This is a genomic window from Peribacillus sp. B2I2 (genome assembly GCF_041261685.1).
Lineage (GTDB): Bacteria > Bacillota > Bacilli > Bacillales > DSM-1321 > Peribacillus.
This window is the reverse complement of record NZ_JBGCCB010000001.1, coordinates 4141373-4165108: the sequence shown is the minus strand read 5'-3', so window position 1 is coordinate 4165108 and position 23736 is coordinate 4141373. Positions and strand designations below refer to the sequence as shown.

Genomic DNA, 23736 nt, shown 5'->3' with positions numbered 1-23736 from the left:
GATCTTGTTCGGGTGGTCGTTCTTTTTACGATGACATCTTCACCTTTTTACTTGTTGTCGTCCAAAGGCCACGGCTTGGGCTTTGAACAAGGTCATTGTATGCTAAGACATTTAAATCGCGCTGCACAGTTCGAGGAGTGATGCCAAATTCTTCTACAAGCTCTTGAGTAGAAACCGTACCGTTATTACTGATGAACATATAAACGGATTTAATACGGGTTAACATGCGATTTGTTGAAGGTTTCAAAAAATCACTCCTTATTCTTTTCATTGTTATTCTGAACAAATGAAAACAACCGATATGTCGGACAGCATTTCAGCTGTCACTATGTACTTGCTATACCCACCCTATAACTCCTCGGAAACATTGGAAAAAATAAGATGTCATTAGCATCATTTTACTCCTTTACAAAAGCAAATTCTATAAAAAGATGCTAATTGACTAAATATTACATTTATTATATCAAATTTTAACAAAATTATTCTCTTTACATATATAAAAATTAATAAGATTGTGTTGTGCAATTTGTTCATACTCATATTTTGCCAATAAACGATTCTAAATATGCATAAAGGGATGCACACAGCTCGAACGTTGACTATGAGGCATATACATGTTATTTTACTTAAAAAGGATCACAAATCGTAACAGTTACGGTTTGTGTAAGGATACAGGAATTGCTTGATGGCTTGGGGTTACGATGTCATAATGAGGTGTGAAGGGCAGTATAACCTTTTCATACATGATCTAAAAAGAATGTAAATATAAACAAATTCGAGGTAGAGCCATATGAACGAAAGATTAATGGAGTTTTTATTGCGCGACGAAGTGACCAGACTTTCTGGCGTGAAAAAACAAGTGTATGAATTCATCGTGAATGAGGAAGATTATCTTGCCTCGAAGGCGGACACGGTCGATCAATTCATGAGATTGCTGGTAAAGCATTCTCCGCCCAGGCTCGCAGCCCGTCATTTCAATATGCCTTATGGGGAAATCATTCGTTTCATGAATGAAATAGAAGATGAGTTGAATGAGAGATTAGAGGAAAGATGCAAGAAAGTGAAGTGGATGGACTACACGGAAAAGGACCAGCAGGCATTTGTGGAATATCATAGAAAGTTATATCTTTTCGTAAATTAATAAATTGGATGATGAAAATGCCCTCGGTATGAAAGGGCATTTTTTTATTTGTCCGGAACCATTAAACGAGAATCCAGCACAACCATTCCTTTAAATCCAAAGATCCAGTAGAAATTCATCTGGATATAAACGTAAGCATATGTGTGGTCTTTCTGCAGCAGTATAGGCGGGCGGGTGGCTTATGGAGAAAGGAATGGCTCCTTTTGCATGAAAGGAACTTTAAATAGGATGTTATTTGCTAAGGTAATTTCTATCAAAATTTAAAACAATGATTGGATTTTACAAACCCTCAAGAAAACGTTCCAGTTGATTTCAGAAATGCGCTCCCTTTCTGCCGACTGTCTTCCAAGCCACATCAAAGCAAGCGCCTGCGGCGTCTCGGCTAGCCAGTAATTCGGCAGGAGTGACGCAAATTTCTTCAATTGAAGTTAACGGCATCAAGGAAGGTAGTGAAGGTAGGGGATACCATTTCCGATATGAAAGAAGGAGTGAATGCTGGGGTATGGACGGTCGGAGTCATTGTCGGAAGCTCCGAGATGGGATTGAGTTTGAATGAGTATACAAGTTTACCAGAACTTGATAAACAAAATCTCATCTCTAAAACGGCAGACACCTTTATGAAAAACGGTGCCGACTTTACCATCAAAACGATCGAGGAATTACCTGAACTCATAGATACCATCAACCTTCTTATATCAGAAGGGAAGAGACCTCGTTCAAGCTAACTCCCAGTGCCAATAAAAAGTGCAGCATCTCTTTCACCCATGAGTGGGGATGAGGGATGCTGCACTTTTTCACTTTTGGACTGGGTTCTATCTCGATTCTCTTTATTTCTTTTCACAAGGTGAGGATTGACTTACTACATCAATCTTTTCTTTAGATAACCATTCGATAGATTAATCCAGAAATGACCTGTATGTCTCATACCGACAATAGTCGTGTCTAAGCTGCGTTTTTATCTTATTTTCAAGCATCTTGGCTTTTTAAATCTACATCATAATTTTCTTCGATTTTCAATTGTGGTGGCTGTTTTTTAAGTCCCTTTGTCAATACAAGTAAATAAATGAAGCCTATTATTAACCAACTTACTCCAAGTATTTTTGAGTGCACATCAAGATTCACAAGTAGTAAAATATCAAGAGCAGCTCCAATAAGAGGAACAAATAAATATAAGATAGTTCCTTTTACCGAACGTTCTCTATTTCTAATATAATAATGAGCAATTACGGCAATATTAACACAAGTATACGCAAGAAACGCCCCGAAATTAATGAATGATGCTACAAGATCTAAACTTAAAAATAAAGCAAGCAAAGAGACAGAACTAATGATCAGGATATTATTTACGGGTGTTCTATATCTCGGATGCAGGGTGCCAAAGAACTTTTTAGGAAACTGTCCATCTCGCCCCATCGTATAGAGGACTCGTGATGCACTTGCCTGGGACGACATGGCACTACCCAATACAGCTAATGCGTAAAGCGCAAGATATATTGAGTACATCGCCTTTCCACCAACAAGTTTAATAATTTCGTAGGCAGCCGAATCAGGATTATTAAATGTGTTATATTCTGGCCATACAAGATATGAGAAATATACAACACTTGTAAAGATTAAACCACCACCAAGAGTAATTAAAATAACAGCTCGGGGAATCGTTTTCTTAGGGTTCACTGTCTCTTCAGCAAACGCTGTAACTGATTCAAATCCAAGGAAACAAAAGCATAATAAAGCTGCTCCAGCTATTGTATAAGAAAAGGGTTCTTTCGAATTATAGAATGGCTCAAGAGATAAAAGAGTTGCCGTGCCTTCGCCCATAAAAATTTCCTTAATGGAAAAACCTATAAAGATAAGGATAAAAAGTAAAGCGAAAATCGTTATGAATGCGTTTACATTTGTAGCAAACTTCAATCCTTTAATATTAATAAAAGTGACGAGCACCAGCATACCTGCAATCCAGATGTAACTTGGAATTGTAGGAAAGGCTGCTGAGAAAAATATACCAAATACTAAGTAATTTACCATTGGCATAAATAAATAATCCATTAAGATTACCCATCCGACAAGAAATCCAACAGAGGGATTGATCGATTTTTGCGTATAAACATAAGCAGAACCGGAAGATGGAAACGCAATTGCCATTTTCCCATAACTGTAAGCAGTAAACATCATTACCACTAGAGCAACAATCATTGCCCCCGGAACCATACCGTGGGAAATATTAGCCGCAATACCATACGTAGTAAAAGCTGTGGTTAACCCCATAAATGAAAAACCAAACAACACTACTGGAATGAGTGTCAGTGTTCGATCTGTTTTCCTTAAATTTGACATGTAAAATACTCTCCTCTTTTACCTGATTTAACCTTTTACAAGAAGTGGGATCTATATTATTACGTCCATAGCTTTTTTAATACGTGGTTTTCTAGTAATCATAAAAGAGTCAGAAAGATGCTAGGGAGCCTGCTTTGAATTATCCATGAATTTGTTGTGTAGAACTTATCTCCCCATTCCTCGTAGAGAATTCCGTCTGCAGAATGACAAAGATAATTCATTGGAATGTATATTATATCTTATATAATTCCTGCAAAAGTTTTCTCGCTGGCATCTTTCCTGACTCCTGGAAATTCTTTAGTAGCGATTTGTTCAATAACTTGTATACTGATTTCTAATCAATAGAAATGAAACGTAGAATATGAGATGACTCTAAGGACGCTTTATTATTTGGACAATAGTAACTCCGTTTTTATATCTGTATAAGGCATGTTATGATTGATCCCAACTTCGTGATGAACAATTTCACCGTTCAAAGTGCTGATACAATTTCTTACTATTGCATCATTTACTACAACCTCTTTCAAACCATTATTCGCAATGTTCATAATATATGGGCCGGTTGTCATCAACATCATGTTTGTCGAGGTTTGTGGACATAGAGCAGGCATATTCGGGACACAGTAATGTAGGACTTCTTGTTCGTAGTAAACTGGATCCTCTAAAGTCGTATAACGTGAGGTTTCAATTATACCCGTTCCTGCAATATCAATAATAATAGAATTAGGTTTCATCTTACTGACCATCTCTCGTGTTATGAGAGATTCGGTTACCCCTGGCATCGGATAAATTGTATTAATTAAAACATCACTTTGAATAAGTTCTTCGAACATCATATCTTTATCCCAACACAAAATGTCCACCTGTGGCAACTGATCGTTCAAATAATCAATGCGTTTCATTGATGCTTCCATGATTGTTACATTCAATCCAAGACCCACAGCAACTTGCGCAGTATTGAGTCCAGCATTGCCACCACCAAGTATGAATACTTTGCTCGACGGTAAACCGGCCAGTTTCCGGAGAAGTATTCCTTTTCCACCATAACCATATTGAGCATATTTGACTGCTTCAAGCATTGCTAATGTTCCTGCAATTTCACTCATTGGTTTAATTGTAGGTCTAGTCCCATCAGGTAAAACGATTAATTCCATTGATAATGAAATTGCTTTTTTATCTAGTAATGCCTGTGTCATTTCATGATTTACATCTTCCGCCAAATGAAACCATGCCATTATCATTTGATTTTCTCTAAGAAGGCCGTATTCATAGGGTTGAAGTTCCTTCACTTTAACAACAAATTCTGCCTTCTCATAAATTTCGTCAATCGTGTTTACTATTTTTGCTCCAGCCAAAACATATTTTTCGTCACAAAAACCACTAGCTTCACCTGCCATGCGTTGTATTAGTACTTCATGACCGAAAGCTGTTAATTTTTTTACCCATGTTGGATTTAATCCCACTCTAGTCTCTGCAGTTTTTAATTCTTTAGGCACTCCTACTATCATTGTTCATTCTCCTTTTTAATTGCATTTAATTTATTGAACATTCTAAAATCTTACAGGGAAATGATAACCCTTTCATTAGACACGAGGTTAAATTTATATTAGTTTTTTTTTAACCAAGCACTTTGGGTCATCTTGAACTTTTATGAATACAGCATTGGTGAAAAAGTGAAAATTTTTATTGTTTATCTAATATTTTGGTCGTTTTAAGTTTCAGTAATCCACCGTTCATTCGCACATATAACTGATGAAATACGGTGTAAATGGATACCATTATGAAAGATTCTCAGGTTGATTAAGGTATTTCATCAAAGCAGGTAAAAGAACGTACTTATAGACACCGACCGTATTACTTGGAGGTAAACAGAGAAAGGGATCCATATTTTATGGGCTTAGACATTCTAGTATAGTTATAATAAGATGATACAGCTAACAATTATTAAATGAGGAGGTACATATGCTTACAGTACAAGATGTTCTTAAGCGCCCACTCTTTTCAAAGACGGAGGTAGTTGCGGGGGCAAACGGGTTGCACCGTCAAGTCAAATGGACACATGTCCTTGAAATTCCGTTTTTTGATGATACCATCTTTCAGGGAGGGGAACTGATACTCTCCACCGGATTTGGCTTTGAATGGAGAGACTCCTCTAATACTTCATTTTTGTTAAATCTTATCGAACGCAACGCCTCATGTTTATGTATAGAACTTGGACACTACTTCGAAAAGGTCCCTAAAGAAATGATCGAGATGGCAAATGAGTATAACTTTCCGATTATAATTTTCAAAGAATTCATAAATTTCGTCGAAATAGCGCAGGATCTACATTCGTTTTTCATTAATGCTCATCATGAGAAGTTGATTACATTAAATTCAATTTCAAGAGAATTCCATTCATTGTCACTCACTACTCATGGGTTATCCAATATTTTAAAGTTGTTGCAACAGAAGACAGAAGCACCAATTATCTATCTTCCTATAGAAGGAACACCTTTTTCGATTCCAGGATTGAAAAATGAATTTATGGAACAGCTACTTCAAACCATTTATGAAGATAAAGAACACTGGCACGACCGAATTACAAATGATTCGCCCGTTGAATGGAAGGCATTAAACCATACTATTCTTCTCCAACCGATCGGAGCAATGGATCAAATCTGGGCGTACCTTGTTATGGTTTTAGATCGTGAATCGGATGAATTTGATTTCCTAATCCTTGATCGTGCTTCTCTAGCAATCTCACAAGACTTATTGCGTAAACATTATTTGGATGAAAAACGATTACGTTTAGAATCTACATGGCTAAATGATTTACTTTATAGACGCATCAATAATGAGGAACAAGCAAGGGGATTTATTTCGTTAAAATCTAAGCACGCTTCTATACGTTATCGAATTGCAATCATTGATATCGAAGATGTTTTTCATCCGACTTCATTAAGTTTATCGGATGAAGAAAATGAATCTGCTATTTATCATTATTCTTTAAAAATTCGATCTGGGTTCGCAAAATATTCTTTTACACCCTATATCACATCAATAAGAAATCAGATTATTGTATTAGCTATTGATCTTGGAACTGCCGATTCCTCTAAGGCGCGCTTCTTGAAAGTGATCGAAACCTTGCTATATGTTAGAGAAGGTGAATCTAGTCAAATCCGTATAGGCGTTGGGCGACAATACCAGTTACTTTTGGATGCTCATAATGGTTATCGAGAAGCGCAGTTAGCTTTAAATTATCGTACGTTTTCAACAAGTGCCTTTTACGAAGACCTTGGAATCTTTCGGCTGATTCAATTAATTCAGCATGATCAAGATACAGCCCATTTTATTGAAGACTATCTCTCTCCTTTAATATCCTATGATAAGGAATATGGAACGGAATTGCTTCTGACTTTAACGAAATACTTTGAGTTTGATCGCTCAAAGAAGCTTACGGCTCAAAAATTGCATATTGTAAGACAAACACTCTATCATCGGATGGAAAAAATAAAAAAGATTCTTGATTTTGATTTTGATATGCCTGAGAACAGATTAAACGTTGAAATGGCTTTGAAAGCATATCAACTTATACAACAAGGGGGAGTACTTACGAAGTAGTTATCAACCGCCAATCACGGGGTGCATAGCAACGTGTTCCACAATATCTCTTGTCTACTTTCTAAGATTAATTATACGAAAAGAAAAAACTCTCTATACGGTTGTAGCTATTTCACTGGATGTGCCCTCTGAGGAGAACAAATCTTGGATTGGATTTAATCAGAATGCAACGAACAGATATATTGAACACTTTATTAAAACGAGTCAACTTTTCTAATATAGTAAAAACGGGCATATGATAAGAGAGCTATCCTGTTAAACTACTTTATCTATGAATAAAGCAGGTTAATTTTTAACATTACACCAATACCCTTACTCCATTTTCAACCTAATTTTTCATTCTAATGGTAATACTCCATTTATCATTCATACGTTCTTAATGAATGGTAAGTTTTAGTGATTGGAAATAAACAACTCTGTTGATTTTTAAAATGAACAGAGTTTTTTAATAAATCCATATTGTAAAAAGTGAGAAAAGAGTGTACGATTAAATGAGAATGATAATCAATCACACTTGATTACCGAGGAGTGGACGTAAATGGATCAGCAAGGTTTATTTGATGTAACGGTTATTGGAGGCGGGCCAGCAGGCCTTTACTCCACTTTTTATAGCGGACTTAGAGAAATGAAAGTTAAACTGATTGAATACCAGCCACAGCTAGGCGGGAAAATTCATGTTTATCCAGAGAAAATGATTTGGGATGTAGGAGGGCTGACGCCCACTACGGGGGGAAAATTAATTGAACAGCTCGTGGAGCAGGGGTTAACATTCAATCCAACGGTCGTGTTGAATGAAAAAGTGGAATCGATCACACGTAATGAGGAAGGTATATTCGTTTTACATACAGCATCAGGTCAAAAGCACTTTTCCAAAACGATCATTGTCGCAGTCGGCGGTGGAATCCTGAATCCGCAAAAGTTGGAAATAGACGGTGCAGAAAGGTTTGAAGTCTCCAATTTAAACTATACCGTGAAGTCTTTCAATCGTTTCAAGGATAAAACGGTGATCATTTCAGGCGGCGGGAATTCTGCAATAGACTGGGCAAATGAATTGGAGCCCATCGCCAAAAAGGTGTATCTGACATATAGGAAAGATAGTTTAGCAGGTCATGAATCACAAGCGAAACAATTGATGGAAAGCTCTGCGGTTTGTTTCTTGAATACCACGATCACAAAATTGATCGCTTGCGCTGATCATGAATCAATTGAACATGTTGAACTGACGAATCATGAAACGGGCGAGGTATCTTACTTGCCAATCGATGAAGTCATCATCAATCATGGTTATGAGCGTGATACATCGCTGCTTCGAAATAGTAAAGTGGATATTGCCATAGTTGATAATTATTATATTGAAGGTACTTCCGCCAGTGAATCCTCGATGGATGGAATATACGCCGCCGGTGATATCCTAAAGCACGAAGGTAAATTGAACTTAATAGCAGGTACCTTCCAAGATGCAGCAAACGCCGTAAACAAGGCAAAGCAATATATCCAGCCTGACGCTAACGGAGTGGGCATGGTCTCTTCACATAATGAAGTCTTTAAAAAGCGCAATAGGGAATTGATCAAAGAAATGATGAAGAAACCGGCTGGGGTCCTTTAAAGGGAAACGAAAACTGAAAGCTGGTTCGAAATGTCTCACCCCCGAACCATGATGATAAAACAAGACTTGTTTATCCTTCATGGTTTACTTTTTTATGGATGGAATCCCATTGGATTTCTGAAAACAGCTGGAACTTCTTCGGATTTTTCTAAGTCTAAAAGCTCCAGGGCCTCATGGGCCCTGGAGCTTTTAGCATCTTCCACATTATAAAGATTCTTTGATGACCTTCTTGTAATGGAATACGGATAGGATTGCGAAAATCGAGTACAATGCCGTGTATAATGCCATTACGATGATCATCGGTGTCCAAACTTCGGTACCGAATAAGAACCATCCTGATTGGACTGCGAAATAACTGTGAAGCAGTCCGACGACTAAAGGAATGCCGAAATTGAAAATTTGTTTTGCTTGGATTCCCCTTAGTAAGTCACCTCGCGTGAATCCCAGTTTTCTTAAGATGGTATAATTGGATTTTTCACCTTCACTTTCATCCATTTGTTTGAAATATAGGATACAGCCGGATGTGATGAGGAAGGTTAACCCCAAGAAGCCGACGATGAACATGATAAGACCCATGTTCTTCTTCTGGGTGTTGAACATTTCAAATTGGGAATCATTCACATGTTCTTCTTTAAAACTCATTTTATTGAATAGATCATTCGCTTTTTCAACTTCAGCTTCATCCTTCACATCAATGCCGATATTTACAGATGATACTTTTTGGATTTTCGGGTCGACATCCTTCTTCAAACGGTCGAATATCGTTTGGTCTACAATGGCAACGGGTAATCCGCCGTTCGTGAAGTAATAGGACACGAAGGTATCATCATTCAATCCCATATATGTTTGCGGAATCACTTCGTGTTTGCCCTTCAGTTCAATCTTTCCTGAATCCTTCAAGGACATGACCTTCTCCATCATATTACTGTATCCGCTGAAAAGGGTCTCATCTTCAGCGAGGTTGATTCCTTTAACGGATTCATCACTGATGACAGGAACGGTCATGATGTCCGGATCAAAGTTCACACCTTCCAAGCTAGTCTCCATTATTTCCTTTACATTGACATCCACTTGAATGACATCAATCATCTTTTCGTCGTAATCAATTTTACTGTCTGATAAAGCTTCTTTGAATGCATCCGCATCTCCCTTATCCGTCATGGAAAAATCGGTGGGGATACTGCTTTGTGCCATTTTCTCCGCTGAGTAGTAGGAGATATAGCTTAATGATAATAACCCAATCGCCAAAGCCGAAACGGTCGTGATGATCGTCAATAATATCGCATTCGATTTCATCCGGAACATGATGGATGAAAGGGACAATACTTCATTGATGTTCAAATAGCCATTTTTCTTTTTACGGACGATATTAAAGATGAAGCTTACGGATCCTTTATAGAATAGGTAAGTACCGATGATGACGGATGCCAAAATGAAGATCATGGCCATAAAAAGCTCGGTCATCTCTGAAAAGGCTCCATCGAATAACTTGGATGAAACGACATAGCCGGCAATGATCAGGATGATTCCGAATATCCCGATGATCATTTCGAGCATCGAAACCTTTTTCACTTTTCCTTCCGTCATTGAAGTCACCCTAAATAATGATAGGATGGTCTGCCTTTTAATGAAGGCATAATTCATCAACATGATGAAAAGATAGATGGCGCTAAAAACGAGAATGGTTTGAACAAGCGGCTGAAAAGAAAATTTAAGGGTCGCGATCGCCTGGACACCCATTATTTTAAATAATATCATGATGATCAATTTTGAAGCGGCAAACCCTACAAAGATTCCCAGGAATACGGAACAGAAATACAGGATCAGGTTTTCCACACTTAGGATACGGAATATCCTGTTCTTGGTCATGCCGATCAATTGGAATAAGCCAATTTCTTTACTGCGTCTTTTTATGAAAATGCTATTGGCATATAAAAGGAATATGGAAACAATCGCAACAAGCAGGATCGATGCAGCCTTGATGGAGGCGGCCCCTTTCACCGTACCCTCCGCTTCATCCAGCGATGGGTCATATTGCAAGGTGACAAAAGCAAAGTAAAGGGAAGCGCTGAAGACCAGGGCAAACACATACAGATAATAGTTCTTCAGATTCTTCTTCAGATTTCGAAAGATGAGTTGATTAATGCTCATTTTGAACCCCTCCCAATACACCTTGTGTTTTCATGATGTCCTTGAAGAAGGTTTGTCTGGATTCCTCACCTTTATTCAATTGTGTATAGATTTGTCCATCTTTAATGAAAATGACTCGGCTGCAATAACTGGCGGCCACTGGATCATGGGTTACCATGATGATGGTCGCTTTGCGCTTTCGATTCATTTCGCTCAGTTTGTTCAGTAAATCGGATGCTGATTTGGAGTCAAGCGCCCCAGTCGGTTCATCCGCAAATATGATGCTTGGATCATGGATGAAAGCCCGTGCTGCAGACGTACGCTGTTTTTGGCCACCGGAAATTTCATTTGGGTATTTATCCTTCACTTCATATATGCCCAGTTCTTTCGCTACGTTTTCAAACTTTCTTGCCGCTTCATTTTTGGGTGTTTTTGTAATGGATAAAGGAAGAAGGATATTTTCTTTGACAGTCAGTGTGTCCAATAAGTTATATTCCTGGAAGATGAAGCCTAGATGGTTCTTCCGGAATTCGGCCAAGTTCTTTTCTTTCATACCTGAAATCTCTTTTCCATCGATCGTAATGGTGCCGTTGCTGATTTTATCGATCGAGGAAAGGACATTCAGCAAAGTCGTTTTTCCTGAACCGGATGCACCCATGATACTTACGAATTCACCTTCTTGTATGCTTATATCGAGACCCTTTAATACTTCTTGTTTATTGAATTTATTACCATAGCTTTTATGGATTTTTTTCGCTTCTAATATATTCATTTGGATACACTCCTTTTTTTCTATATCCTCATTATAAAAGGCCATGTATTTCTTTTCCTTCGTTTGGACGAACAAAGAATAAAAGCATGTGACATTTTTGTCACATGCTTGTGATATTCACGAATTCATTTCTTTTTGGGAAGGTCAAGGTAACGGTCGTTCCCATTCCAAGCTCTGATTTTACGTCAATGGAGATGAATAGGGACTCTGCTGCATTCTTGGTTAAATATAAACCCATGCCAGTTGCAGCCGTGTCACGATGATTCGTCGTGGATGTAAATCCTTTATCAAATATGCGGGATAAATCCTTTGGGTCGATGCCCCGTCCAGAATCTTTCACTTCAAGAACCGTTTGTTCAGCTTGTTCATGGCTATATATCGTAATATCGGAGTTTTCACTGTATTTAATGGAGTTAGTCAAGAGCTGCCTCATAATGAAGGCCAGCCATTTGGCATCACTTAGCACTTCGGTAACATCCAATTGTATATCGAAGCCGATGCCTTTTTGAATGCACCATGATTGCAACGTTTTAATCTCATCAAAGATTATTGATTCCAAATCTGTATTTTCAATATACAAATCATTTTCAATGAAAGGCATGCGCCTTTGATGGAGCTGCTGATCAAGTAGGAGGTGAATGCGCAGCCACTCATAAGTCAAATGGGATTTCAGCAATTCATCATCCAAGCGGTCAATCATTAAATGCATCGCCGTCAATGGTGTTTTCACTTCATGAATCCAAGATAATAATTCATCCTTCTCCTGCTCTAAAGTCATTCGGCCAATTGATGCGGATTGCTTCAATATTTCGGTTTGGTTAATGATGCTGTTTTCTATGATTTTTTCGAAAGGGCTTTCCGGTTCGGCTATATTCGTAATATCCAGGTTGTCTTCCCGCGCTTCTAAACTTTTATAGAAAAATGTTTCTTTTTTATAGCGGAATATCAAAAACATACTGAATATGAGCAACGATAAAAAAACAATATACAGTATGGGCTTTAACGGAATGGCCGAATCAAGATAAGCGACAAAGATGATGAATAGATGAAGCAGTATGTAGAATGTGATCCAGCTGAACCTTTCCACGAGATATTTTCTAATCATGCGTTTGCCTCTTCCACGGCGATATAGCCCTGTCCGACCTTCGTTTCGATAAAATGCCCTAAACCCAGTTCATCCAACCTCTTCCGTAAACGGTTCACATTCACTGTAAGGGTGTTATCGCTTATGAAACGTTTGTCATCCCATAAGCTATTGATCAATTCCTCCCGGCTTACAATCTTGTTTTTCTGTTCAATAAGCTTTTTCAAGATGAAAATTTCATTTTTCGTCAATTCGATTGAGCCAGTCTCGGCCGATACCGTGTTCTTCTCGTAATCCACTGTTGCACCGCACCAGGTTTTCAATTCGATCTTTTCGGTATTGTAATTATATACCCGGCGGAGGGTGGCCTGTATTTTTGCGATGAGTACATCGAAATGAAAAGGCTTCTGGATAAAATCATCGGCTCCAAGCTGCATGGACATCACCATATCGGTCGGATGATCCCGTGATGATAAAAAGATGATGGGAACATTGGAATGGGCCCGGATCATTCTGCACCAATGAAACCCATCAAACTTCGGCAACTGTATATCAATGATGACCAAATCGGGTTTTATGTCCGTGAATTCCTGAACCACTTTACTAAAATCCCCAATACCGTAAATATCATAAGACCATTGCGCCAATCTATCTTTAATTTCATTGAATAACGTCGTATCATCTTCTATCAATAGTAGTTTAAACAAAGGTTTCACCGCACTTTCCAGCTTTTTCTTAAAAGTATATAGTAAAACCTTTTTAGGTTCTATAGGAGGGAGGAAACGGGAGCTGAAATAGCCTGTCCATCGTTACAAAGAACGCATCAACTCTAAAATATTACTTGTTGTATGTAAACCATTATTATATTAGAATTGACAATAACGAATGAAGGAAGTGAATTTATGTCTGCTATTCCTAATTGCCCTGCATGTAATTCAGAATATACATACGAAGACGGAAGTCTTTTTGTTTGCCCAGAGTGCGCCCATGAGTGGACGATGGAATTGGAAACTGAAAATAATGATCAAAAGACTATTAAAGATGCAAATGGAAATGCTTTGAATGATGGTGATACCGTGACGGTAATCAAAGATCTTAAAGTGAAAGGGAGCTCATCCGTTTTAAAAATGGGCACAAAAGTCAAAAGTATCCGTTTAGTTGATGGAGATCATGATATTGATTGCAAAATCGATGGTTTTGGTGCAATGAAATTAAAATCCCAATTTGTTAAAAAGGTATAGTGAACTTATATAACGAATGAAAGAACGGTCTAATCTATTGATTAGACCGTTCTTTTTTATGAGATTGGATACTCAATTAATAAACTTTGTCACCGTTAAAGATTGAATTCTTAACGACCACATAATCCACGTTCCGGATGGCTTCCAACTTGGTTCCTCCGGCATAAGAAATGGAAGACTGAAGATCTTGTTCCATTTCTTTCAACGTATCTTCCAAAGATCCTTTGTGCTCGACAAACATCTTTTTGCCTTCAACGTTTTTCTTTTCACCTTTTTGGAATTCAGAAGCTGAACCAAAGTATTCTTTAAAGGCCTTTCCATCTTTTTCGATCGTTTGACCTGGAGATTCTTCATGTCCAGCAAATAATGAACCGATCATGACCATGGAAGCTCCGAATCTAACTGATTTAGCTATATCACCGTTTGTGCGAATGCCGCCGTCAGCTATGATTGGCTTGCTAGCCGCTTTTGCACACCAGCGAAGTGCAGCTAATTGCCAGCCGCCCGTTCCAAATCCAGTCTTGATTTTAGTGATGCATACTTTCCCTGGTCCAATGCCTACCTTTGTAGCATCGGCACCGGCATGTTCCAATTCCCGTACCGCTTCCGGAGTTCCCACATTTCCTGCAATGACAAAACTTTCAGGTAAATGTTTTTTAATATGCTGTATCATCTTTATCACGGCATTGGAATGACCGTGTGCAATATCTATCGTAATGAATTCAGGCACAATATTGTCTTCTGATAATTGTTGAATGAATCCGTATTCTTCTTCTTTAACGCCGACACTGATGGACGCGATTAACTCACGTGCATGCATATCTTTAATGAAAGTCAGTCGTTTTTCTGGTTCAAAACGATGCATTACATAGAAGTAACCGTTTTCAGCCAAGTAAATCGCAATCTTTTCATCAATGATCGTTTGCATATTGGCAGGTACAACAGGTAACTTGAAAGTATGTTTACCCAAAGTAACGGATGTATCACATTCCGAACGGCTATTTACTACACATTTTGCAGGAATTAATTGAATATCTTCATAATCAAACACGTTTTCCATACTATGCACCTCTATATACGAATATTTTTGTCATTTTATATAAAAATTGTTCGCCCCATTAGGTAATGTACATCATTTTTATCAGTAAGTCAAAATTTTTAATGGTTTTATTTTGTGTCACTTCAGAAAAGTTATGACAAATTGATAAAGAGAAGGGTAAATCGAACGTATGCCATCGTATAAATAATGATAGAGGAAACCGATATTTGGCTGTATGATACGCTCAGTGGAAAATTGGATTTTACAAAAAAAGCCAGAAAAACATGTCTGTTATTTCTAACTGGATAGTAACGAGTTCTCAAAATAGTAAAAGCTAGACACTTTAGAAATGAGTGTCTAGCTTTTTAGTCTATTCAGCTCAGGTGGAAGGGATTATAATACCGATGATTTTATTTCTTGTATCTGCTTGATATGCCTTTGTTCATGTAAGGATAATAATTCAATCCATTGATCCAAAGAGAGGTCCCCGAACAGGGGATGCTTGGCTTTCTTTCTATTCAAGATGATATCTGAATCCATATCGTAAAGAACCTGTAATAACCGATCCCTTGATTCTGCCAGTAAATCCATAAGGCTCGATAATTGAAATGGGGCTTTTGAGGGTGAAATGATATCAGGGGTTGCGAATTTCTTTGTTCTATTAGTAACCAAGTAAATGTTTTTTTGGATGATATTATTAAAGTCCCTTTCCTGAATGCCATTTGCTATAGCTTCTGTAAATACCTGTTCAGTAAGATATAAATGATGGCAAATTTGGGCGATGGTCCATACTTCAGGTGCAGGCCTATGGTGGAGCATTTTTTCATCCAATACCGTAACTTCCTCTATTAACTGGTTTCTTGATTCGAATAGTAAATCATACTCGATAAAATTCATGGGAACTCCCCTTTTGTGACACCCCCATTTGAAAGCATCACTGATTTTTTTATATAGAAAAAACAAAGGGATATCGACTGCATAAAAACTAGGACATACGATGAGGGAACTTATTAAAAAATACACTGATTTAAGTGGATTCGTGATTTGTTTTCAATGTTGGGTTATGGGTGCTTTTGCAGAAGTGACACTATGCATCTAAGATAGGCTTCGATTTGAGTAAGTGTGAAGAAAAGGCATATTTCATGGGTAAGGACATTGTTCAATAATCGGCTTTAATGTTGTCTTGAGGAAGAAATGCAGAGCTGAAGTCAGAACAGTACTTCCAGGGACTATATCTTTTCTGGAGCGTTGATACCCTATCATGCCTATGCATAAAAGTTAAATTTATGCCTGCAATCTGAATGTTGAGCTTCAAAAACTAGAATGCGACTCTAGGGCTTTCTCTGGTGAATCCGGAAATGTAAGTTGGCATTCAAAAGGGAAAAAGAAACTATTAGAAGCTAAGCGTTGGAATTGATTATATCTGAAGTATAGCACAGTTAATATTTTCCTAGAAATGATTATATGAAAAAAGACGGAAGGTTTACTCATCGTCATTTTGCTTTTTAGATGGAAACGATTATCAAAAGTTGCGAACCGAATGGGGAACTTTTAAACTGTAGATAGTCAAAATGAAATGGGATGGGTGAATGCCGATGGCTAAAACAATAGTTGAAAAACTGAATTTACATAAATATGAACGGGTGGCAGTCTTGGATTTAGCCGGGGCGGATTATTTAGCGGAGCTTCCGGATTACGATACAGAGCTTATTGAAAGAGCGTATGATCTTATATTTGCCTTTGTATTGGATATGGATTCCTTAAAAGGAATCGTGGATAAGGTGATCGAGAAAAATCATTTGAGTAAAAACGGCTATTTCTATTTGGCATACCCCAAGAAGGGGAATAAAGAATATGCCACATTTATTCATCGTGATGATTTGATGCAAGGCCTGGGTGCGGATGAAAGCGGTTATGTTGGATCGGGTGACATGAAGTTTGCACGTATGGTGGGATTGGATGATGTCTTTACGGTAGTCGGACTGAAAGAAGATTCGGAAAATAGAAACCGTCCATCTACCAAAGCAAGCCAATCAGTAGATGATTATATCGAAATGATTCAGGAAATTGAGAAAGATTTGCAGGAATCCCCTGAATTGCTTGCGTTCTATCAAGCACTTACCCCAGGGTACCGTAAAGATTGGGCCCGCTACGTGTATAGTGCGAAACAAGAGGCGACCCAAGTGAAACGGCGCCAGGAAATGAAATTGATTCTAGGAGAGGGATACAAGAGCAGAGATCTTTATCGAAGAAATAAATGAGGGTGGAGGAATGTCTTCCATTCTCTTTTTGTTTCTTGTCATGTTCATCCTATCAAAAGCATATACTAGACCGAATCAAAACTTAAATCGTAATAATTATGATTTGTGAGGGTGGTTGAACATGCTTTTGAAACGATACACGGGCAATTTGCTGTTATTGATTCTATTGTTTTTGCTGCTAGCGTTCTTTTTTCTAGGCGATGTGTTCATTCCAAAAGCGATTGATTTCTCGGGCTATCCGATGCTTCACTCTGTGCTCGTCGTGTTTTTGGGTTTGTTTTTAGAATCGATTCCTTTCTTGTTCCTGGGTGCCATTGCATCTTCATTCATTCAGTTGTTCATCAGTGAAGAAATCATTCAGCGAATGATACCAAAACGACCCCTGACGGCTATTTTTGCTGCGATAGGGGCAGCACTGATCATTCCGGTCTGCGAATGTGCAATTATACCGGTCGTACGGAGATTGATTCAAAAGGGTGTCCCGGTCCATGCAGGTGTTGTCTTGCTTGTAACTGCTCCAATATTGAATGTCATCGTGTTTGGCTCAACTTATTATGCGTTCCAAAATAATCCGTCCATTCTATATGGAAGAATCATTCTTTGTGTCTTGACCGCCGTGATCGTAGGTTTATTCGTTTATATATTCAGCACTAAAGATGTGGTGAAAGAGGAGAAGGTGGAACTGGTTCATGGGCATGAACATGATTTTCGGTCAACTAAATGGACAAGCTTCATTGATCATACTTCACAGGAATTTTTCATGGTCGGCAGATACTTTATCATCGGGGCTTTGTTTGCCAGTATATTTCAAGTGATTATGGATCGGACCGTACTGGCCGATATTGGTCAGGCGCCGATAAAAGGCACGGCGTTGATGATGGGGATTGCGTTTGTGCTTTCACTCTGTTCGTCAGCTGATGCATTCGTTGCCGCCTCCTTTTCCCATAGTTTTTTACCAGGTTCGATACTGGGTTTCCTAGTATTTGGTCCAATGCTGGATTTGAAAAATGTCCTGATCATGATGTCCTGTTTTAAACGGAGCTTTGTCGTCACATATGTCTTGCTTGTTTTCGCAGTCGTCTTCAGCCTATGCCTGATTGCAGGCGGATTGATCAGTAAGGGGGGCTTCTGATGAAACGTTTTTTTATCCAAAGACTAGAGGGATTACTGCTGCTTGGTCTGGGCCTCATGATTTTTAAATTGTATATTTCGGGACATTTAACGAAATTGATTGCACCCAAAATGGTTCCATATGCATTGGCGGCGCTTTTTGCTTTTTTGGTGATCAGTCTTCTCCGTCTAAAAAAACAAAAACAGGGTACACATCATTGTAATTGCGAATCGAATGGAGAGTCTTCCTCGTCCGCGTTGGTCCTGAAATATAGTTTGTTTTTCATTCCGATCCTTCTCGGCTTCACCTTGACCGATTTTACATTAAGCGGTGAAGTGCTGGCAAAAAGAGGGATGGCGAATCAGCAGCCACAGAAGGTAAGTTCGTATGATACTGGGAAACATGTGAATGGGGATAAAATCACCGTTACGGATGATAATTACTTTGAGGTACTGGATGATTTGCTGAACAACCTCGATGCGATTGAGGGGAAAGAAATAGAGCTTTCGGGATTTATATATCGTGAAGATACTTTTACGGACAAACAAATGGCCATCTCCCGCCTCTCCATGTCCTGCTGTGTAGTCGATGCGACATTATACGGATATATGGTCAACGGGAATGTGGAGGGCATGAAGACGAATGATTGGTACACCATAACGGGTACATTAAAAAAAGGAAGCTATAAAGGTGAAGCCGTACCTGTGATCGATTTAAAAGAGTCGAAGAAAATAAAGGCACCGGAAGAAGCTTATTTATATGAAAATGTGCAAATCATTCAATAGTATTGGAAAACCCGGCAAAAGGACGGGTTTTCAGTTATAGTGGGTCTTATCTTGTATAGGCTCCAAGGAGGAAAGGAATGCACACCAAGATTTCTGGCAAAGGAATTCATTCAGATTTTATGAAATATAAGATCAACCTGCTTTAAACGATTAATATTGATTTGGAATATTGTTCCTTTTTAAGATGTGTGCTACAATACATGACAATTAGGAGTGGATGAAAATGAAAGAACGAAAAACCTTCATGAATTCACAACTTCATCATCATACAAAATAGCTTTGCTATCCGATCGTTAAAAAAATCGTAGATAGGAAAGCTATTTATCATGAACCGTATTTGATTAGTAAGTTAATCAGATGCGGTTTTTTATTTTATCCAACGAATGGGAGGGGCTTTCATGAAAAAGATGGCTTATCAAAATGTAAAAGGGACACAGGATTATTTACCCCAAGATGCAGAAATCCGGAATGAAGTGAAAAGGACGTTAGAAGAAGTGTTTCTGCTTTATGGCTGTAAGCCGATTGAAACACCGATCTTGAATCATGCCGGCTTACTCGCCTCGAAATATGGAGGAGGAGCGGAAATCTTAAAGGAAATGTACACATTGACCGATCAAGGAAAGCGGGAACTAGCGCTCCGTTATGACTTAACCATTCCATTTGCAAAGGTCATCGCGATGAATCCAGGAATAAAAAAGCCTTTTAAACGGTATGAAATCGGCAAAGTGTTTCGTGATGGACCGATTAAAACCGGGCGGTTCCGTGAGTTCACCCAGAGTGATGTGGATGTAGTCGGAGTCGAATCACAGGCAGCGGAGGCGGAACTGCTGTGATGGCGGCAGAGGTCTTCCGGAAGCTGAAATTGGACGTACGTATCCAATATAACAACCGGAAACTATTAGCGGGGATGCTTGAAGGGCTAGGTGTCCCCAAGGCGGAAATAGCTGATGTGACATTGACTTTGGATAAACTTGAAAAAATATCGATAAAGGGTGTCTCACTAGAGCTAGCGGGGAAAGGAGTCGATGAAGCGACGATCCAAGCCATCGAGAGTTGGCTGACTGAAGCGGAGACAATCGATTTGAATTACTTCAAAAGAATTGCAGTCACCAATATCACCCTTCAAAAAGGAGTGGAGGAATTATCGGAGTTAAAAGGGTTAGTGGATTATCTGCAACTGGGTGACATCTGCATCTTTAATCCGTTTTTAGCCCGGGGCCTTGAGATTTACACCGGAACGGTTTATGAAATCTTTCTTGCAGACGGCGAAATAAAATCGAGCATTGGAAGTGGAGGAAGATATGACAATGCAATCGGCGGGCTTGCTGGTACAAATGATAAAGTTTCGACAGTGGGCATATCTTTTGGTCTGGATGTAATTTTAACTGCATTGAAAGGTAAAAAAACAAAGATCGTTTCTGCTCCTGACTATTACATCATCCCGATGGGTATGGAGAAAGAAGCGTTGTCCGTGGCAAAAAAATACCGCCAAAAAGGTTGTAAAGTGGAAGTCGAATTATCAGGTAAAAAGGTGAACAAAGCATTGGAAAGGGCAGACAAAGAAGGAATTCAAACTGTCATGATCATAGGGGAAAATGAAGTGAAAGCAAATCTCATAAAAATCAAAGATATGAAAACCGGGGATGAGACGTCTCTTCCGTTCATATATTGAAGGTATACAATGATCTGTTGGGCACCTGAATCTCCCGGAAAAGCCCGGAAACCAGTTAATCCAATAACGAAAATAAGCCAGGAATTATCCTGGCTTTATTTTTTTCACTTTTTGGCGGAAAGCTCCTGGTTCATCAATCTAGTTTTTTTTCGTACCCCTGGTGAAATCGTCAATGAGATGATTCCGCATAAGAGTAATCCGACCCCGATCCATGACATGGGGGACAAGCTCTCGCCGACAAGGAAGACACCGAGAAGAGCGGCTGTCAGCGGCTCGGCGAGTGATAAGGAAACGGCTGTTGATGAAGGAACGGATAAAAGCCCTTTATTAAAAAATAAGTAGGCTGCTGCTGTAGCAAGAAGTCCAAGGTGAAGGCTGACGGCCATCCCGTTCGCTGTGCCGATCCAGCTGATATCCAGTATGAATAAAGCGGGTGCCAATAGCAGGGCGCTAAAACTAAAGATGACAGCGGCAGTTGCTTCTGGAGGTTGTTTATCCAAAATCCTTTTACTAACCAATGTGAATACCGTAAAGGAAACTCCAGCCCCAAGCGCAAGCAGCGCACCTACAGGATCGATGGTAACGGATCCTTTATTTGAAAAAAGCAGTAGACACCCGGCAATCGATAAACCCGTGGCGGTCCACCAGCTTGTTGATGGCCGTTTTTTACTGAACAGCCATTCAAGGAATCCGGCGATGATGGGGGCACTGCTTAAAGTGATGATGGTGCCAATGGCAATTCCGGTCATGCTGACAGCCATGAAAAATAGCGGCTGGTAACAGGCCATGCCTAACGTGGCTAAGATGGTCTCCTTTAGTGGCCAATTATATCGCGTTAATTTTTTTTGCCAGATTGCAATGAGCAATAATGCGGAACCGCCGACTGCCAAGCGGACGGCACCTATTGCTATGGGATGGGCTCCATCGGGGGCGAATGACTGGGCAGTTCCGGTCGTTCCCCACAGCATGGCACCAAGTATGACGAGTAAATAGGGGTATTTTTCCTTCATGGAAGTTCTCCTGTAATAAAGATTTACTATTCAGAATATATGATTGTGTCAATTAAGTCAAAGCGTCCATTTGTTCGGGAGAACGTAACATAGTATAATGGGCTTACTATGGATAGTGGTGTAAGGGGGATAAGCATGTCTTCAGGTAATCGTAACAATCAAATTGGACCGCCGCGGTTTGCAATTGCCATTCACTCTCTGGTTTGGCTCGCACAAAGCGAAAAGCTCCTGACAAGTTCGGCAATCGCCTTGAAGGTGAATTCACATGCCACTTTTTTAAGAAGGGTGATGGCTCAGCTTGCAGCTGAGGGAATCGTCGAAACAAAGGAAGGGCGGGAAGGCGGATATAGCTTGAAGGTACCAGCCTCACAGCTTACTTTGGCCGATGTGTATCAAGCGGTACGGCCGGAATGCCTTGTTTGTATGGAAACGAGCGAATGCGGTGAAGTCGGGAAGCAGTTGGATTCGGCATTGGAGGAAATCATGAACGAAGCCGAAAAGGAAACATTGCGCCTATTAAAGGGCTATACATTAGAAGAATTCATGAAAAAAGTCGACTTCACCAATTTTGAAAATGAGTGTCTAGGGTAATTTCCTTGCAAGAGGATACCCTAGATTATATAATGTGCTTAATGCGATTGCATTTAAAATGAGGGGGTATTTTACATGAAGGTGGAAATTTGGTCGGATTATCAATGTCCGTTTTGTTATATAGGGAAGCGTCGATTCGAAGAGGCTTTGAAGCAGTTTGAAAATAAAGATCAGGTAGAGGTTTCATTTCGCAGTTTTGAGTTGAACCCAGAGGCTGAGCGGGATATCAATGTGACGCAAAATGAAATGCTGGCCAAGAAATACGGCATGTCTCAGGCGGAAGTGGAAGCGAACAGCCAAAACTTGACTCAACAGGCAAAAGAATTGGGACTCGATTATCATTTGGACAAAGTGGTCTTAACAAATTCGTTCGATGCTCATCGCTTGATGCACTTTGCTGAATCGAAAGGCAAAGAGAACGAAATGAATGAACGCCTATTTAAAGCATACTTTACGGAAGGCAAACATATTGGCGATCATGCTACATTGGCTAGTTTGGCTGAGGAGGCCGGCCTTGAAAAGTCTGAAGCGGAAGCGATGCTGGCAGGAACGGCATTCACGGCGGAGGTTAGAGGAAATGAGCAAGAAGGAAGCCTGCTTGGAATTACAGGTGTGCCATTCTTCGTCATTAACCGCAAGTATGGAATCTCCGGCGCTCAGCCAACAGAAGCGTTCCTTGATACGCTGAAAAAAGTGTGGGCTGAGGAGAATCCGCTTCAAATGGTGAATGATCCAGCAACGGGCGAAGCTTGTACGGACGGTTCTTGTAACGTGCCGGAAAAATAATGAAGATATGAAGAAGGAGACCCGAAACTGGGGTCTCCTTTTTTTACTTAAAAAGGAAATGTTATGTATGGCAAAGAATATAGTGTACAGGATGTCTTTTCGAAAAAGTCCGAAATGAAAGGAAGCTAAAGGGTGTATATAATAATAGGAATACTAGTTTTCGTGCTTGCATGTATATTAACTGCCAAAATCATTTCCTATAAATATTGGACATGTATTTATACGGCATTCGGGAATGAAAATTATTTTAAGGTGATTGCGAAATTGGAAAGTGAAGGGATACAATTCAAAACGAAGACGCCTATGAATTTAGGTTCCGAAAACTTTCAAAATCGCCATGAAACTAGTCAATATGATATTTTTGTAAAAAAAGAACAAGAGCAAATTGCCCAAAGGGCCCTTCACAACAATTAATAAATGTTAGATCGTTGAAATTGGCTGTCCTGGAGGCAGCTTTTTTTAGTGACTGGAAGTGCAATTTGGGCAGGTTGTGCTTCTTTCTTTTGTGCGAATACTTAAATTGGTCAATACGGTTAAGGTTTGCAAGAAATGCCTCTCCTTGACAAACTG

21 protein-coding genes and 2 pseudogenes are annotated in these 23736 nt (G+C 39.3%); 12 read left to right on the top strand and 11 right to left on the bottom strand.

What is annotated here, in order from left to right; translation table 11 throughout:
• Positions 1-25: 25 nt before the first annotated feature.
• Positions 26-247, bottom strand: coding sequence for a DeoR family transcriptional regulator (locus tag ABIE66_RS20560; RefSeq protein ID WP_034309346.1), 222 nt, complete (start codon positions 245-247; stop codon positions 26-28).
• Positions 248-790: 543 nt separating this feature from the next.
• On the opposite strand from ABIE66_RS20560, the gene ABIE66_RS20555 reads away from it, so the two are divergent.
• On the top strand, positions 791-1141 hold the full coding sequence (locus ABIE66_RS20555; protein ID WP_098372038.1) for a hypothetical protein: 351 nt from the start codon (positions 791-793) through the stop codon (positions 1139-1141).
• Between the two features lie 422 nt (positions 1142-1563).
• Positions 1564-1866, top strand: coding sequence for a hypothetical protein (locus ABIE66_RS20550; protein WP_370016100.1), 303 nt, complete (start codon positions 1564-1566; stop codon positions 1864-1866).
• 65 nt (positions 1867-1931) lie between these two features.
• On the opposite strand, the pseudogene ABIE66_RS20545 reads toward ABIE66_RS20550, so the two are convergent.
• The 3 genes and pseudogenes from ABIE66_RS20545 to ABIE66_RS20535 form a co-directional block, all read right to left on the bottom strand.
• Positions 1932-2090: pseudogene (locus ABIE66_RS20545) on the bottom strand (IS110 family RNA-guided transposase); the annotation flags it as partial.
• A gap of 17 nt (positions 2091-2107) precedes the next feature.
• Positions 2108-3475, bottom strand: coding sequence for an APC family permease (locus ABIE66_RS20540; RefSeq protein WP_370016099.1), 1368 nt, complete (start codon positions 3473-3475; stop codon positions 2108-2110).
• 386 nt (positions 3476-3861) lie between these two features.
• Positions 3862-4983, bottom strand: a complete 1122-nt coding sequence (locus ABIE66_RS20535; RefSeq protein ID WP_370016098.1) for an alanine dehydrogenase — start codon at positions 4981-4983, stop codon at positions 3862-3864.
• Positions 4984-5437: 454 nt separating this feature from the next.
• Between ABIE66_RS20535 and ABIE66_RS20530 the strand changes: the two genes are divergently transcribed.
• Together ABIE66_RS20530 and ABIE66_RS20525 are read left to right on the top strand one after the other, a co-directional pair.
• A complete protein-coding gene (locus ABIE66_RS20530; RefSeq protein WP_370016097.1) occupies positions 5438-7078 on the top strand; it encodes a PucR family transcriptional regulator in 1641 nt (546 codons plus the stop codon).
• Between the two features lie 538 nt (positions 7079-7616).
• The gene (locus tag ABIE66_RS20525; RefSeq protein ID WP_370016096.1) at positions 7617-8684 is read left to right on the top strand and encodes an NAD(P)/FAD-dependent oxidoreductase; all 1068 of its coding nucleotides are present in this window, start codon (positions 7617-7619) and stop codon (positions 8682-8684) included.
• A 204-nt stretch (positions 8685-8888) separates the two neighbouring features.
• Here ABIE66_RS20525 and ABIE66_RS20520 read toward each other — a convergent pair whose 3' ends face one another.
• From ABIE66_RS20520 to ABIE66_RS20505, 4 genes are all read right to left on the bottom strand, one after another.
• The gene (locus ABIE66_RS20520; RefSeq protein ID WP_370016095.1) at positions 8889-10835 is read right to left on the bottom strand and encodes an FtsX-like permease family protein; all 1947 of its coding nucleotides are present in this window, start codon (positions 10833-10835) and stop codon (positions 8889-8891) included.
• Positions 10825-11586: an ABC transporter ATP-binding protein gene (locus ABIE66_RS20515; RefSeq protein ID WP_370016094.1), complete on the bottom strand. Its 762-nt coding sequence runs from the start codon at positions 11584-11586 to the stop codon at positions 10825-10827. The genes ABIE66_RS20520 and ABIE66_RS20515 overlap by 11 nt, the downstream gene beginning before the upstream one ends.
• A gap of 100 nt (positions 11587-11686) precedes the next feature.
• Positions 11687-12691 carry a sensor histidine kinase gene (locus tag ABIE66_RS20510; protein ID WP_370016093.1) on the bottom strand — a complete coding sequence of 335 codons (1005 nt, stop codon included), beginning with the start codon at positions 12689-12691 and terminating at the stop codon, positions 11687-11689.
• Positions 12688-13377 (bottom strand): response regulator transcription factor, encoded by a 690-nt coding sequence (locus tag ABIE66_RS20505; RefSeq protein WP_289318312.1) that lies wholly within the window; start codon positions 13375-13377, stop codon positions 12688-12690. The genes ABIE66_RS20510 and ABIE66_RS20505 overlap by 4 nt, the downstream gene beginning before the upstream one ends.
• Before the next feature lie 195 nt (positions 13378-13572).
• On the opposite strand from ABIE66_RS20505, the gene ABIE66_RS20500 reads away from it, so the two are divergent.
• Positions 13573-13911 (top strand): zinc ribbon domain-containing protein YjdM, encoded by a 339-nt coding sequence (locus tag ABIE66_RS20500; RefSeq protein ID WP_289326079.1) that lies wholly within the window; start codon positions 13573-13575, stop codon positions 13909-13911.
• 76 nt (positions 13912-13987) lie between these two features.
• On the opposite strand, the gene guaC is transcribed toward ABIE66_RS20500, so the two are convergent.
• Entirely contained in the window at positions 13988-14971 is a 984-nt protein-coding gene (guaC, locus tag ABIE66_RS20495; RefSeq protein ID WP_370016092.1) for a GMP reductase, read from the bottom strand.
• Positions 14972-15343: 372 nt separating this feature from the next.
• Positions 15344-15847 (bottom strand): DinB family protein, encoded by a 504-nt coding sequence (locus ABIE66_RS20490; RefSeq protein WP_370016091.1) that lies wholly within the window; start codon positions 15845-15847, stop codon positions 15344-15346.
• A gap of 698 nt (positions 15848-16545) precedes the next feature.
• On the opposite strand from ABIE66_RS20490, the gene ABIE66_RS20485 reads away from it, so the two are divergent.
• From ABIE66_RS20485 to ABIE66_RS20470, 4 genes and pseudogenes are all read left to right on the top strand, one after another.
• Entirely contained in the window at positions 16546-17211 is a 666-nt protein-coding gene (locus ABIE66_RS20485) for a YdeI/OmpD-associated family protein (protein WP_370016090.1), read from the top strand.
• A 121-nt stretch (positions 17212-17332) separates the two neighbouring features.
• The gene (locus ABIE66_RS20480; RefSeq protein WP_289315292.1) at positions 17333-18343 is read left to right on the top strand and encodes a permease; all 1011 of its coding nucleotides are present in this window, start codon (positions 17333-17335) and stop codon (positions 18341-18343) included.
• A complete protein-coding gene (locus ABIE66_RS20475) occupies positions 18343-19107 on the top strand; it encodes a TIGR03943 family putative permease subunit (RefSeq protein ID WP_370016089.1) in 765 nt (254 codons plus the stop codon). The genes ABIE66_RS20480 and ABIE66_RS20475 overlap by 1 nt, the downstream gene beginning before the upstream one ends.
• A 398-nt stretch (positions 19108-19505) precedes the next feature.
• A pseudogene (locus ABIE66_RS20470) lies at positions 19506-20779 on the top strand (histidine--tRNA ligase).
• Between the two features lie 104 nt (positions 20780-20883).
• On the opposite strand, the gene ABIE66_RS20465 reads toward ABIE66_RS20470, so the two are convergent.
• A complete protein-coding gene (locus ABIE66_RS20465; protein ID WP_370016088.1) occupies positions 20884-21789 on the bottom strand; it encodes a DMT family transporter in 906 nt (301 codons plus the stop codon).
• Between the two features lie 135 nt (positions 21790-21924).
• Here ABIE66_RS20465 and ABIE66_RS20460 point away from each other — a divergent pair, with 135 nt between their 5' ends.
• From ABIE66_RS20460 to ABIE66_RS20450, 3 genes are all read left to right on the top strand, one after another.
• On the top strand, positions 21925-22380 hold the full coding sequence (locus ABIE66_RS20460; protein ID WP_289326072.1) for an RrF2 family transcriptional regulator: 456 nt from the start codon (positions 21925-21927) through the stop codon (positions 22378-22380).
• A 75-nt stretch (positions 22381-22455) separates the two neighbouring features.
• A complete protein-coding gene (locus tag ABIE66_RS20455) occupies positions 22456-23166 on the top strand; it encodes a DsbA family oxidoreductase (RefSeq protein ID WP_370016087.1) in 711 nt (236 codons plus the stop codon).
• Positions 23167-23298: 132 nt separating this feature from the next.
• On the top strand, positions 23299-23580 hold the full coding sequence (locus tag ABIE66_RS20450; protein WP_370016086.1) for a hypothetical protein: 282 nt from the start codon (positions 23299-23301) through the stop codon (positions 23578-23580).
• Positions 23581-23736 lie beyond the last annotated feature (156 nt).